This window comes from Microbacterium sp. CGR2, assembly GCF_003626735.1.
Taxonomy (GTDB): Bacteria; Actinomycetota; Actinomycetes; order Actinomycetales; family Microbacteriaceae; genus Microbacterium.
In genome coordinates this window covers 969,978-982,432 of sequence record NZ_RBHX01000001.1, presented here as the reverse complement: position 1 = coordinate 982,432, position 12,455 = coordinate 969,978, and the positions used below count along the sequence as shown (strand labels likewise).

Genomic DNA, 12,455 nt, shown 5'->3' with positions numbered 1-12,455 from the left:
GTCAACCCTGACGCTCGAGGGATGATCAGCAGGGGAATCCGTCCGAAATCTGTCACCCCGCGCTGCGGGGTAGGGCTGGTCTTAGACAGAATCTTTCGCGTTCGTTCCGTTCCAGCGCGGTGCTGGCGCACTGGTCGCTGTCGCGGGATCGCAGTGCGAGCCGCCTGGGAGGGCCCGCCACACCGATGCTCTTCGTGGATGTTTCACGTGAAACGTCCCCCTAAGCCCTAAATCGGGTTGAGGGACCGGCGGCCAGGTCATGTTTCACGTGAAACGCGAGAGCTACGCGCGACAGGCGGTGGGGCGAAGGGAAGACCGCAGGCGCCGGAAGGCTGGAGTCTTCAGACCGGGAGCGTGTGCAAACCGTCGACCGAAGAAGAATGGCTGATTCAACCTCAACCTGGCGGCGAGCGGACGGATCCAGAGAGGCATTGATTGCTCGGAAACCGCGGGGCCGAACGATCACCATGGGATGCCATGGCAGCTGTTGAGCGGTGAAAGTGGCGACTGGCGCCGCCGGTCGGCCGTCGAGTGACTGACCCGGGCCTTTCATCGGGTCACGGCGGCGGCGCGGAGCTCAGGGGAACAGCGGGCTGATTGGCGGCGGCGTGTGTCGCGATGCTGCAGATGCTGCAGCCAAGGGAACTCGATTGGCCTCGGGCAAGACCCTGCAGGCTCTCGAGGCAAGAGACCGGATGGTCTCGAGACAAGAGCCAGGGTTGGGTTGAGGCAAGAACTTTCGTGGTCGCGAGACAAGAACCCCGGGCTGGGCCCAGGTATGGCCGCTCTTTGGCTGAATCGGGATGGCAGGGTTCGACGGAGTCGTCTAGACCGGGTCGTGTAGGCCCAGCCGTCTAGACGGAGTGGTTTATCGGGAGTCGCCTAGTCGTCTATCCGGAATCGTCTATTCGGCTAGCCAGAGTCAAAGGGAGTGGAGGCGTGGAGCCCCTGCGGTTCTCGGTGACCGGGCGGTCGGGAGCCGGGAAGGCCGAGTTGTCTGAATAGTTGCGGTGGCGAGGACGAGGTCGGTTGATGGCGACACCGGGGGAGTGCGGTGAGAGATCGCAGGAGTGCGGTGAGGGTTCCAGGGGGTGGTGAGGGATCCGAGGAACACGTGGGGCATCTGGCGCAGCTGCGGCAGCTGATGCGTGGCGCGGGTTCAGCAGGGGCAGGCGCAGCGAGGTGGGAAGGCTGACCACGGTGGGTAACTCGATACCCCGGCAACATCCGCCCGGGCTGCCGGAGGAGGGGGTGGTTCCCAGGGCGCGCCCCCGAGGAGGTGATCGCATCATCGACACGTCACCGGAGCGGTTCAGGGGTTGGTGGCTCGTGCTTCGCACTGAACCGACACGCGATGTTTCACGTGAAACGCGCGGGCGGGTTTGTGGTTTGCGGGACAGAATCCGGCCGGGTCGGTCAACGGCGCCTTGCGGTGAGAGCCCCGGGCGATCACGCACGCCGGTGCGCCCTGCAGGGCAGCGTTTCACGTGAAACCCGCCTTGCGGTGAGCGCCGCGGGCGGACATGCGCCTCGCCGGTGCAGCCTACAGAGCGATGTTTCACGGGAAACGCGTGTGCAAGGTCGCGCCCGCTGAGGCGGAGCCGGCCAATGCATCGGGGGCGACACACCCTGGGGTGTGCGGACGCGCGACGGGGACGCGGCACGGCGGTTTCGCGGGAAACGCCCCGGCAGCAGGTTGGAGCCCTACTCCTGGCGCAGGCCGCCAGTGCCGCACGCGGGCGGTCACGGGTTTCGTGCGTCGAGACAGGGAAGGCTTCGATCGCCGGTGTGAAGCTCGCATCCGCATTGGGGCGCTGTGAACGCCGCGAGTCACATGTGGGAGGCTCACAAACCGTGTGGGAGAGGCCACCTCCTGTGCGGGAGGTCACCTCCCGTGCGGAAGCGCCGAAACCACACACTCACCACATCGCAGCACACTCCGCGGCTCGGCCCATGCTCGCAGCCCGGATCTTCCGCCCGACGAGCGGACGCAGCCGCGGCGAGGAAGACACAGAGTGGAGACCTCCGCGGCGCCTCTGACCGCCAACGTCCGCGCCAGCGATTAGAGTGGAACGCGGCCCCGAAAGGAGTGGATGTTTCACGTGAAACAATCCGAAAAAGCATCATCGAACGGAGCGTTCGGGATGGATACACCGCTCGCGCGGGAGCTCGCGGATCTTTCCGCTCGGCGACGCGCACTCGAGGCCACCTCCGTCGACTTCACGGGGGAGACGCGCGTCCTCACGGTGTCGAATCAAAAGGGCGGCGTGGGAAAGACCACCACCGCGGTTAATGTCGCCGCTGCCCTGGCCGGCCTCGGTGCGAAGGTCCTGGTCATCGACCTTGACCCGCAGGGGAACGCCTCGACCGCCCTCGGGGTGCCGCACAGCGCAGAGATTCCCAGTGTCTACGACGTCCTCATCGAGGAGTTCCCGCTCGCGGACATCATCCAAGCGAGCCCTGAGAACCCCAACCTCTTCTGCGCCCCCAGCACCATCCATCTCGCCGGTGCCGAGATTGAGCTCGTCGCACAGGTGGCGCGCGAGCACCGCCTCCGTCGCGCCCTCGAAGAATACCTCGTCGACAGTCCGATGGACTTCGTCATCATCGACTGCCCGCCCTCCCTCGGACTGCTCACCATCAACGCCTTCACCGCAGCATCCGAGGTGTTCATCCCGATTCAGTGCGAGTATTACGCGCTCGAGGGACTGAGCCAGCTTCTCGGCAGCATCCAGATGATTCAGAAGCACCTCAATCCCACGCTGCATCTCTCCACGATTCTGCTGACGATGTTCGACGGGCGCACCAGACTGGCCCAGCAGGTCGCCGACGAGGTGCGCACACACTTCCCGACGCAGGTGCTGGAGACCGTGATCCCACGATCGGTGCGGGTCTCGGAGGCCCCCAGCTTCGGACAGACAGTGATTGCCTATGACGGGCAGTCCGCCGGGGCCATCGCGTACCGCGAAGCTGCCGTGGAGATCGCGTCGCGCACGGCGACGAAGAGCAAGGAGAAATGATGGCGAAGCGCACTGGACTGGGTCGGGGCATCGGTGCCCTCATCCCCACGGCGGATCAGTCGGAGCGTCCCGTTGACGTGTTCTTCCCGGGGGCGAACCTCCGCCCGAGCGAGCCTCAGGTGAGCACGGTCGAACCGGAAGCCGAGCTCGAGGTCGTTCCCGGCATCCATCTGGTGCAGGTCGATCCGCATTCGATCGTTCCGAACCCCCGTCAGCCGCGAACCCACTTCAACCCGGACGACCTCGCCGAGCTCGTGCACAGCGTGCGCGAATTCGGCGTGCTGCAGCCGGTCGTGGTCCGCAAGAATGCCGACGGCGAGTATGAGCTCATCATGGGTGAGCGGCGCACCCGCGCCGCCCGGGAAGCCGGCCTTAAGGCCATCCCCGCCATCGTCCGCGAAACTGCCGACGAAGACCTCCTTCGTGATGCTCTGCTCGAGAACCTCCACCGGTCCGAACTCAACCCGCTGGAAGAGGCATCGGCGTACCAGCAGCTGCTCGAGGACTTCGGTATCACCCAGGAAGAACTCGCAACGCGGATCGGACGCTCACGTCCACAGATCAGCAACACGATCCGACTCCTGAAGCTCCCTGTCCCGGTGCAGCAGCGAGTTGCAGCCGGCGTGCTCACCGCAGGACACGCTCGCGCGATCCTCAGCCTCGACACACCTGAGGCGATGCAGCGCCTCGCGGACAAGGTCGTGAACGAAGACCTCTCGGTGCGCGCCACCGAAGAGGCGGCCAAGTCGCAACCCGCCGCGGCCGGAAAGACGGCCAAAGCCACACCCGGTGCGCGCCGCGCCTACCTCGACGAGGTGGCAGGAAAACTCGGTGACCGGCTCAACACCCGCGTGAAGATTGCCCTCGGTGCACGAAAAGGGCAGGTCACGATCGATTTCGCATCTATCCAGGACTTGAACCGCATCCTTGCGGAGATCGGTGAAGAGAGCTACGGGCGAGGCTGACCCGTTCCCGAGAGGGGACGGCAGGCCTAGACTCACGGCAATCGACGCCGAGGGAGGACAACATGTCAGCGACAGCATCGGGTTCCGCGCTGAGAGGACGTGTGATCGCGATCAGCATCGCGGCCGCACTCGGCGGATTCCTGTTCGGGTTCGACACCGCAGTGATCAACGGGGCGGTGGATGCCCTCGCCGGCAATGTCTCCGGCTTTGATCTCGACGCCGGACTGAAGGGCTTCGCGGTCTCGTCCGCCTTGATCGGCTGCGCCGTGGGCGCATGGTTCGCCGGGCCGATGGCGAACCGCTACGGACGCATCCCGATCATGCTCGCGGCGGCCGTCCTGTTCCTGCTGTCTTCGATCGGGTCCGGACTCGCCTTCGGCGTCATCGACCTCATCATCTGGCGTGTGGTCGGCGGACTCGGCGTGGGTGCCGCATCCGTCATCGCCCCCGCGTACATCGCCGAGGTCTCACCGGCGCACATGCGCGGGCGGCTCGGATCCCTGCAGCAGCTGGCCATCGTGACCGGTATCTTCACCGCGCTGTTGTCCGACGCCCTGCTTGCGAACGTGGCCGGGGGAGCAGCTAAGCCGCTCTGGGGCCTCGACGCGTGGCGGTGGATGTTCATCGCGGAGTCGATTCCCGCCATCGTCTATGGCGTCATGGCCCTGCGTCTCCCCGAATCTCCGCGCTATCTCGTGGCCAAGGGTGACTACGAGAAGGCGTCCGAGGTGCTCACGACAGTCACCGGCGCTGTAGACGTGAAGGCGAAGATCACCGAGATCACCGGAACTCTCAACACTGAGCGAACCGAAACTCTGCGGGACCTGCGGGGGAACCGGCTCGGTCTGAAGCCGATCGTCTGGGTCGGCATCCTGCTATCGGTGTTCCAGCAGTTCGTCGGCATCAACGTGATCTTCTACTACTCCACCACCCTGTGGCAGTCGGTCGGCTTCGGTGAATCACAGGCCCTGCTGATCACGGTCATCACATCGGTCACCAACATCGTCGTCACGATCATCGCGATCGCCCTCGTCGACCGCGTCGGTCGCCGCATCATGCTGCTGGTCGGTTCGGTGGGCATGACCGTCACGCTCGGGCTGATGTCTGTCGCCTTCTCCTTCGGGACACTGGACGCCGCGGGCGCCGTCAGCCTGCCCGATCCGTGGGCCACCGTCGCATTGATCTGCGCGAACGGCTTCGTCGTCTTCTTCGGAGCGACCTGGGGACCGCTGGTCTGGGTTCTCCTGGGGGAGATGTTCCCGAACTCCATCCGAGCCGGAGCGCTCGCTGTCGCCGCTGCCGCACAGTGGGCCGCGAACTTCTTCATCTCGACGACCTTCCCCGCATTCGCCGAGATCGGGCTGACGTTCGCCTACGGCTTCTACGCGTTCTTCGCACTCCTGTCGTTCTTCTTCGTGTACTTCAAAGTCGCCGAGACCAAGGGCAAAGAGCTCGAGGAGATGCGGGAAGACACGAAGGTCGAGCGCCGACGGCGGCCGCAACGGACGTAGGCTTGAAGCATGTCCGAGTCCGTCCAGCGCCGCGCCAGTCTGGAAGTACTGCGCGCCGAAGCATCCGACGAGCTCGCCGTGCTGATCCAGGAACGCCTTCTCGGCGGCGAGGATCCATGGGAGTTCATGGAAGACCTGCCGAGCGTCGACGAACTGGTCGTCTTCCTGCTCCGTGCAGACAACATCAACGCGAACGACGGTGTCCGGCCCAATGCGGCGCGACACTATCGAGTGCTGCGCCAGATCGCGTTGGAGTATCCCGAACTCACGCCGGCGGTGTGGGGCCTCCTCGACGAGAAGCAACGACACCGCCGCTGGGATCCGACCGTCGCCGACGCCTCCTGACATGCCCCGGATGCTCGTGGCGTACGACCCGAGCTGGCCGGATCGGTTCGAGCAGATCGCGGACGAGTTGCGCACCCACGCCGACCCGGAGTGGGTGATCGAACACGTCGGATCGACCGCGATCCCCGGAATGCGTGCCAAACCGATCATCGACCTTGCCGTGCGGCTCGGGTCGCCAGTCGACTTCGAGCGCCACCGACCCGCGCTCGAGGCTGTGGGGTGGCGGGTCGGCAGCGGAGTGCGGAGCCATCCCGTGCTGGTGTTCGAGGAGAACGGGATCCGCACGCGCATCGCTCACTTCTTCGATGCGTCCGAGTGGGATGCTGCCAACCAACGTCTCCTGCGGGACTGGCTCAGAACCCATCCTGACGACGTCGCCCGTTACACGCACGCCAAATGCGACGCCGTCGCTGCTGCAGCGCGTGGAAACGCCTCGTACAACGCGGCCAAGACGCCCGTGATCCAAGAGATGGTCGACCGAGCACGAGCGGCACGGGGCCTCCCGTCGGTTCCTGTGTCGGACAAGGCGTGACGGCTTCAAGGGGAAAGCCGAGGACAGGACCGTCAGCGACCGGCATGAACCGCCGCCCAGAAGGGCGTGATCACACGCCACCCCAGTGTGGAGTAGAGGCGACGGCCCTGATCGCTGGCGAGGAGCACCGCGTCGGACCGCCCCCGATCCAACGCCGCATTCGAGAGCGTGCTCATGATCGCCTTCCCCAGTCCGCGGCGCTGATGCTCGAGCTGGGTGCGGATCTGGTCGGGGACGGCGACCGTGGACAACCCGAGGCGGCCGCGCGCGGCCAGAATCCCGGTGTCGGTGGTGACGCGCGCCTCGAGCGCGTCACCTTCGTCATCCAGCGTGAGACGGTATCCGTCCGGCAGGAGCGGGGTGGCTGCGGTGAGCTGCGTGCCCATGAGGAACTGAGGCTCGATGAGTGTCCAGCCGCCGGGTATCCGCGGTTCGGCCTCGTTGACCGCCGCCGGCCATTTGATCCAGAATCTCGGCTCGGTGACACCTGACGCCAGCTCACGCGCACGTTCGGTGTTCGGCGCCGTCAACACGTACCGCGCCGATTCGGCAGCCGAACCGACATGGATGTGCACCCCACCGTGGATCGGCGTCGGCGACGCATGGCTGCGCGACCGGGCCCATCCTTCCGTCCACGTCAGGATGTCGGCGGCGAGAGCGGGAGCGACCTGTCTGTGCACCCCGCCATTGTGACCCGCGACGGCAGAGCGCTGCAATGTCCGCCGCGCCTCTTCGCACACGAGAAAGGCCACCACTTCCGAAGAAGTGGCGGCCTCTGCGATCTCCGAGGATCAGCCGATGAATGCGGCCAGGTCCTTCTCGAGGGCGAACTTGGGCTTGGCGCCGATGATGGTCGTCTTGACCTCGCCGCCGGCGAAGACCTTCATCGCCGGGATCGACGTGATCTGGTACTTCATCGCCAGTTCAGGGTTCTCGTCGACGTTGAGCTTGAGGATGGTGATCTTGTCGGGATTGTCGGCCTGGATCTCGTCCAGAACCGGCGACACCATACGACAGGGACCACACCACTCAGCCCAGAAGTCCACCAGCACGGGACCGTCGGCCTGCAGAACGTCCTGTTCCCAGGTCGCCTGGCTCGTTGCCTTTGCACTCATCAGAGTCTCTCCTTGATTCGAGGTTCGCCTGCTACAACAGCGGACGAGGTGAAACTGTTCCCGCCGATCAGGCGGTGAGGATCTCGGCCGCCTCCGCGGCCGGGACCTCCACGGATGCGTCTTCCAGATCCGCGAGGAAGTGCTCCGCGTCGAGGGCCGCGACCGTACCCGAACCGGCAGCCGTGATGGCCTGACGGTAGGAGGGGTCGATGACGTCGCCGGCGGCGAAGACACCGGGGACCGAGGTGACCGACGTGCGTCCGTCGACCCAGATCGTGCCCTCGGAGGTCAGCTTCAGCTTGTCGTGCACCAGGTGGGTGCGCGGGTCGTTGCCGATCGCGACGAACAGGCCATCGAGCGGCATCTCGGTGAGAGTGCCGTCGACGGTCGACCGCAGCTTCACACCGGTGACCGCATCGGCACCGAGGACCTCGGCGACCTCGCTGTTCCAGACGAACTCGATCTTCTCGTTCGCGAACGCGCGCTCCTGCATGATCTTCGACGCACGCAGGGTGTCCTTGCGGTGGATGACGTACACCTTGTCGGCGAAACGGGTGAGGAACGTCGCCTCTTCCATCGCTGAGTCGCCACCGCCGACGACCGCGATCGTCTTCTGGCGGAAGAAGAACCCGTCGCAGGTGGCGCACCACGAGACGCCGTAGCCGGAGAGGCGCTCTTCGCCCTCGACGTTGAGCTTGCGGTAGGCGGAACCGGTCGCGTAGATGAGCGTGTGCGCTTCGTGAACGGCACCGCTGCCGAGCGTGACGCGCTTGACGGTCCCGTCGACCTCGAGCTCGGTGACGTCGTCGTAGAGGACCTCGGTACCGAACTTCTCGGCCTGCTCCTGGAACTTCGCCATCAGCTCCGGGCCCTGGATGCCGTCTGGGAAACCGGGGTAGTTCTCGACCTCGGTGGTGTTCATCAGCTCGCCGCCGACCTCGACCGAACTCGCGATGAGCAGCGGCTTGAGGTTCGCGCGCGCCGCGTAGATGGCGGCGGTGAATCCGGCAGGGCCGGAGCCGATGATGATGACCTGGCGCATTGTGCTCTCCGTCTTAGAAATGCGGTGCCGTCGAAAGACGTCCGACTGCTTCAACCCATGGTAACCGCGGGGCATTCCCGGCGCGCGGGCTCAGCGCCCAGGAAGGAAGCGGCGTATCAGACCCGACGCGGCCTTGAGCTCCGGTGCCCGCAGCAGCGCGAGGATGCCGACGTACACGACGATGACCACGAAACCGATGACGGCGGTGCCGAGCGCCCCCAGGAGTTTGTCGGCCACGGCCCAGCCGTCACTGCCTCCGAGAAGCAGGAAGACGCCCCAGCCCGCCAGGCCTGCGGGAATCGCCGCAACAGCGAAACGCGCGACGGCGGTGAGCCAGGAGCGGATGCCGAGTCCACCGATCTTGCGATGGAGCAGCCAGGTCGCGACGATCGTCTGCAGGGTGCTGGCGATTGACTGACCCAGTGCGACTGCGGCGGCGAGAACGGTGATCGGGATCACTCCCGCGTCGTAGAGTCCGCCGGCGATGAGAGCCGTGGCGACGATCAGGGCGCACTGGAAGATCGTGAACCAGAACGGTGTCCGCGTGTCGTCGTAGGCGTAGAACGTGCGTTGAACGATGAAGAGGATCGTCAGGGGGATCAGGCTGATCAGGTAGCAGAGCAGGACGAGGGCTGCCGCTTCGGCATCCGACGGAGAGTCCGTGAAGACGCGGGAAGCGGGGATCGCCGCGGCCGCGACCGCAGCGACGGCCGCGACGATGAAGAACAGGAGGGTCCGGATGCTGCGTGAGATGTCCGAGCGGACCTCATCGTCCCGTCCGGCCGCCGCGTGTTCGCTGATCTGTGTGAAGTAGGGGGTGCCGATCGACAGCACGATCACGGAGTACGGAAGCATGAAGATGAGCCACGCGTTACCCGTGACCGTCGCTGAGGCCCCCGCACCCGTCGCGGCACTGACGATGTTTCCCTGGAGAACGCCGGCGGCAAGGCTCGCGAATGCCATCAGGAAAGTCCACCCGGCGAGCTTCCCGACGGCACCGAGGCCCACGCCCCGCCAGTGGAAATCGGGCTTCAGCGCGAGTCCTGTACGGCGCCAGAAGACCAGCAGCACGAGTGCTTGGAGGGCGATGCCGAAGGTCGCCGTCCCGCCGAGCGCCGCGATCATCGCCGGCGTCCACTCCGCTGCCTTGGTGGGGACGGGCGCGAAAGCGGCCCCGATGAGCAGGAAGCCGATGATCGAGACGATGTTGTTGACGACGGGGGCCCAGGTGAACGGACCGTAGATCCGCCGTGCGTTGAGCGCCTCGCCGAGCATCGCGTACAGACCGTAGAAGAGGATCTGCGGCAGACACCAGTAGGCCAGGGCGGTGGCCATGGCCTGCGCTTCGAGCGGTGCTCGCCCGGCGACCAGGACCACGAGCCACGGAGCCGCGATGGTGGCCAGCGTCGTGACGACGATCAGGACGACGGTGCCGAGCGTGAACAGCTTGGAGATGAAGGCGTTGCCCCCATCGGCATCGGCGGTCGCCTTGACGATCTGCGGGACGATCACCGCGGTCAGGACGCCCACCGAGATCAAGGAGAAGACGCTGTTGGGGAGGGTGTTGGCGTAGGTGAACGCGTCAGCCGCCTCCGAGGCGACTGCCCCGAGGACACCGACGAGCACGATGCTTCGCAGCAGTCCGGTGAGGCGGGAGACCATGGTCCCCGCACCGATGATGGCGCTGGCGCGCCCGAGACTACTCACGTCGGCCGTCCTTCGGCTCGGGAGCTGCGGTCGTCGTCTCGACATTCGACGGCGAGTCCACCGCATCCGCCTGCTGTGCGCCTGTTGCGGTGCCGGCCGCTTCCTCGGCCGCCTCACGACGCTTGCGCAGCACCGTGCGGACCACCCCGAGCCCGATGAGCAGTGCCGTGAGTCCGCCGAAGATGCCGAGCCCGATGGTCTCCCACTCCGCGCGCACCGCCACCCGGACCGTCTGTTCGCTTTGGATGAGCACTTCGGTCGGGCTGTAGAGGCTCAGACGCAGATCGACCTCTCCGCTGCCGACGCGCGCGGACACCGGAACGCGGACGCGGGTGGTGCTGTTCGCCTGCACGATGGCCTCGGTGCGGGGCTGCACGTCGAGGCGTGGGTCGGTGGGGGCGGCGTCGAGCTGCACGGTGACCGGCCAGGGAAGGTCGTTGCGAACGCCGATGGGGAGATCGGCGTTGGCGGTCAGCAGCTGGATCGTGCTGGATGCCGGGATGCTGACCGAGCCGAGCGTCTCGCGTGTCTGGGCGAAGTGCGCGGCGACGTTCGCGGAGAACGCGTCGGGCGGGGTGCCGACCGCCAGGATGCGCATGATCCGGATGCGTTCCGGGCTGAGCAGCACCTGCGGGTCGGCGAGGATGCTGGAGAAGGCCCCGAGGGTCTGCTCGTCGGTCAGCAGGGTGGTCAGGTCCGCGGCGCCGGCCGTGCCCGCCTCGACCGAGATCTTCGCGGGCACGGGGGTGGTCGCCCGCAGAGCCGACAGATCGAATCCGAGCGAGTCCGCCGCCGAGATCGCTGCCCGCAGACCATCGGGCGTCCGGGTCTCATCGCGATCGAGACCGAGCAGCACGGGCGCACCCGGCGACTGCTCACTCGCGAGGAACAGGTAGGCCGCCGCCTCGGCGAGAAGTCGCTGACGGGCGACCGCGTCGGCTTCGGCGGCTGCGGCGGAGAGAGATGCGGAGGCGCTGGACTCGGTGACGAGAAGATCGTGTCCTTCGGTCGTCGCATTCGCCGCGCTTCGACCGCCGACACTCTCGGAGGAGACGATCGCCGTCGTGTTCTCGCCGAGGTATCCCTCGAAGGCTGCCAGGTCGGCCGGCGTGACGGTCTCGCGCGGCCAGAGGATGCCGGGAAGAGCGCCCTCGATCTCGGTGAGCTGCTCGTCGTCGGGCAGGGCCGGGGCCTCGGTGGGCGTCGGCGTCGCACCGAGGGTGGCTTCCGGAGCATCCGTCGCCGCCGGGGTGGCTCGCGCGAGCGGGAAGTTCGTCGGTTCGAGGAACGGGGCGAGAGTAGTGGGCTGGAGGAGCGCGGGAAGCTTCGCCTGCGCCTGGACCGCGGCATCCGCATCCCCGAACTGCAGCGCGAAGCGGGCGTTCGGGAGGTCGTCCAGGCGGGTGAGCCACTCGACGGCCTCCGTCGGCGCTGCCGTGCCGAGCACGCGGATCGACGCGATGATCGACGGGTCGATGGCCAGCACCGCCGTCGTCCCGGCAACACCGTCGAGCTGGGCGGTGAGCGCGCCGTCCGGAGCTGTCAACGCCACGAGCTCTTCGGTGGTGAGCAGCACGCCGTCGGCGGGAGTCGCCGTGATCGGGACAAGCACGCCCACCTGCGACGCCTGGGTCTCGGTCACCACGAGAACACTCGACGCCGTCACCTCGCCGGTCTCCCCGCCCGCTGACGCGACGCTCCCGGACCCCGGGTCGGTGAACTCCGCGCGCAGCGGGTACACCCCCGGTGTCAGGTCGCCGAGAGTCTTCTCGGACACGACGATCGTGGTCGAGGAGGATTCACCCGCGACCACCGGTTTGGTGGTGTCCGTGCCGAGAGGACTGAAGGTTCCGGACGCCTTCTCCTCGCCGAGCCAGCGCGTGATCGCCGCTTTGTCCGCGAGCGGTGTGCGGTTGAGTTCGACGCTCACCCGCCCCCCGGACAACTCCGATTCGGATTCGTTCTCGAGCGTGACGATCGTCGAGGTGGGCTCGCCCGGTGCCACGGTGCCGCGGAGCCCCGCAGCAACGTGGAGTTCGATGTTCTGCGCGTCGTCGGCCGGCAGGTTGTCGGCCGTGGCTGTACTGGGGGCGGTGAGGCCGCAGAATCCCAACACGATCGCGAAAACGGCGGTCCTGCGCGCGAGTCGCGGAGGACGCGCACGGGGGCCGGTTTCGGGGGGGATCACGGACATGAAGTCTTCCTCGAACGCCCCGAG

10 protein-coding genes are annotated in these 12,455 nt (G+C 66.6%); 5 read left to right on the top strand and 5 right to left on the bottom strand.

The window, feature by feature from the left end; all coding sequences use genetic code 11:
- Positions 1 to 2,144 precede the first annotated feature (2,144 nt).
- The 5 genes from D7252_RS04995 to D7252_RS04975 all read left to right on the top strand — a co-directional run bounded on the left by D7252_RS04995 (position 2,145) and on the right by D7252_RS04975 (position 6,373).
- Complete coding sequence (locus D7252_RS04995; protein ID WP_251050620.1) at positions 2,145 to 3,020, top strand: ParA family protein; 876 nt, start codon at positions 2,145 to 2,147, stop codon at positions 3,018 to 3,020.
- Positions 3,020 to 3,985 carry a ParB/RepB/Spo0J family partition protein gene (locus D7252_RS04990; protein ID WP_120774379.1) on the top strand — a complete coding sequence of 322 codons (966 nt, stop codon included), beginning with the start codon at positions 3,020 to 3,022 and terminating at the stop codon, positions 3,983 to 3,985. The genes D7252_RS04995 and D7252_RS04990 overlap by 1 nt, the downstream gene beginning before the upstream one ends.
- A gap of 62 nt (positions 3,986 to 4,047) precedes the next feature.
- A complete protein-coding gene (locus tag D7252_RS04985; protein WP_120774378.1) occupies positions 4,048 to 5,496 on the top strand; it encodes a sugar porter family MFS transporter in 1,449 nt (482 codons plus the stop codon).
- 9 nt (positions 5,497 to 5,505) lie between these two features.
- On the top strand, positions 5,506 to 5,841 hold the full coding sequence (locus tag D7252_RS04980; protein ID WP_120774377.1) for a tryptophan synthase subunit alpha: 336 nt from the start codon (positions 5,506 to 5,508) through the stop codon (positions 5,839 to 5,841).
- A 1-nt stretch (position 5,842) separates the two neighbouring features.
- Complete coding sequence (locus D7252_RS04975; RefSeq protein ID WP_120774376.1) at positions 5,843 to 6,373, top strand: GrpB family protein; 531 nt, start codon at positions 5,843 to 5,845, stop codon at positions 6,371 to 6,373.
- Positions 6,374 to 6,405: 32 nt separating this feature from the next.
- Here the strand turns inward: D7252_RS04975 and D7252_RS04970 are convergent, their stop codons facing one another.
- The 5 genes from D7252_RS04970 to D7252_RS04950 all read right to left on the bottom strand — a co-directional run bounded on the left by D7252_RS04970 (position 6,406) and on the right by D7252_RS04950 (position 12,431).
- Positions 6,406 to 7,053 (bottom strand): GNAT family N-acetyltransferase, encoded by a 648-nt coding sequence (locus tag D7252_RS04970; RefSeq protein WP_147406690.1) that lies wholly within the window; start codon positions 7,051 to 7,053, stop codon positions 6,406 to 6,408.
- Positions 7,054 to 7,164: 111 nt separating this feature from the next.
- Positions 7,165 to 7,488 (bottom strand): thioredoxin, encoded by a 324-nt coding sequence (gene trxA, locus D7252_RS04965; RefSeq protein WP_120774374.1) that lies wholly within the window; start codon positions 7,486 to 7,488, stop codon positions 7,165 to 7,167.
- A 67-nt stretch (positions 7,489 to 7,555) separates the two neighbouring features.
- On the bottom strand, positions 7,556 to 8,530 hold the full coding sequence (trxB, locus tag D7252_RS04960) for a thioredoxin-disulfide reductase (protein WP_120774373.1): 975 nt from the start codon (positions 8,528 to 8,530) through the stop codon (positions 7,556 to 7,558).
- A gap of 90 nt (positions 8,531 to 8,620) precedes the next feature.
- The gene (gene murJ, locus D7252_RS04955; protein WP_120774372.1) at positions 8,621 to 10,237 is read right to left on the bottom strand and encodes a murein biosynthesis integral membrane protein MurJ; all 1,617 of its coding nucleotides are present in this window, start codon (positions 10,235 to 10,237) and stop codon (positions 8,621 to 8,623) included.
- Positions 10,230 to 12,431, bottom strand: a complete 2,202-nt coding sequence (locus D7252_RS04950; RefSeq protein WP_120774371.1) for a DUF6049 family protein — start codon at positions 12,429 to 12,431, stop codon at positions 10,230 to 10,232. Before D7252_RS04950 ends, murJ begins: the two co-directional genes overlap by 8 nt.
- Positions 12,432 to 12,455: the final 24 nt, after the last annotated feature.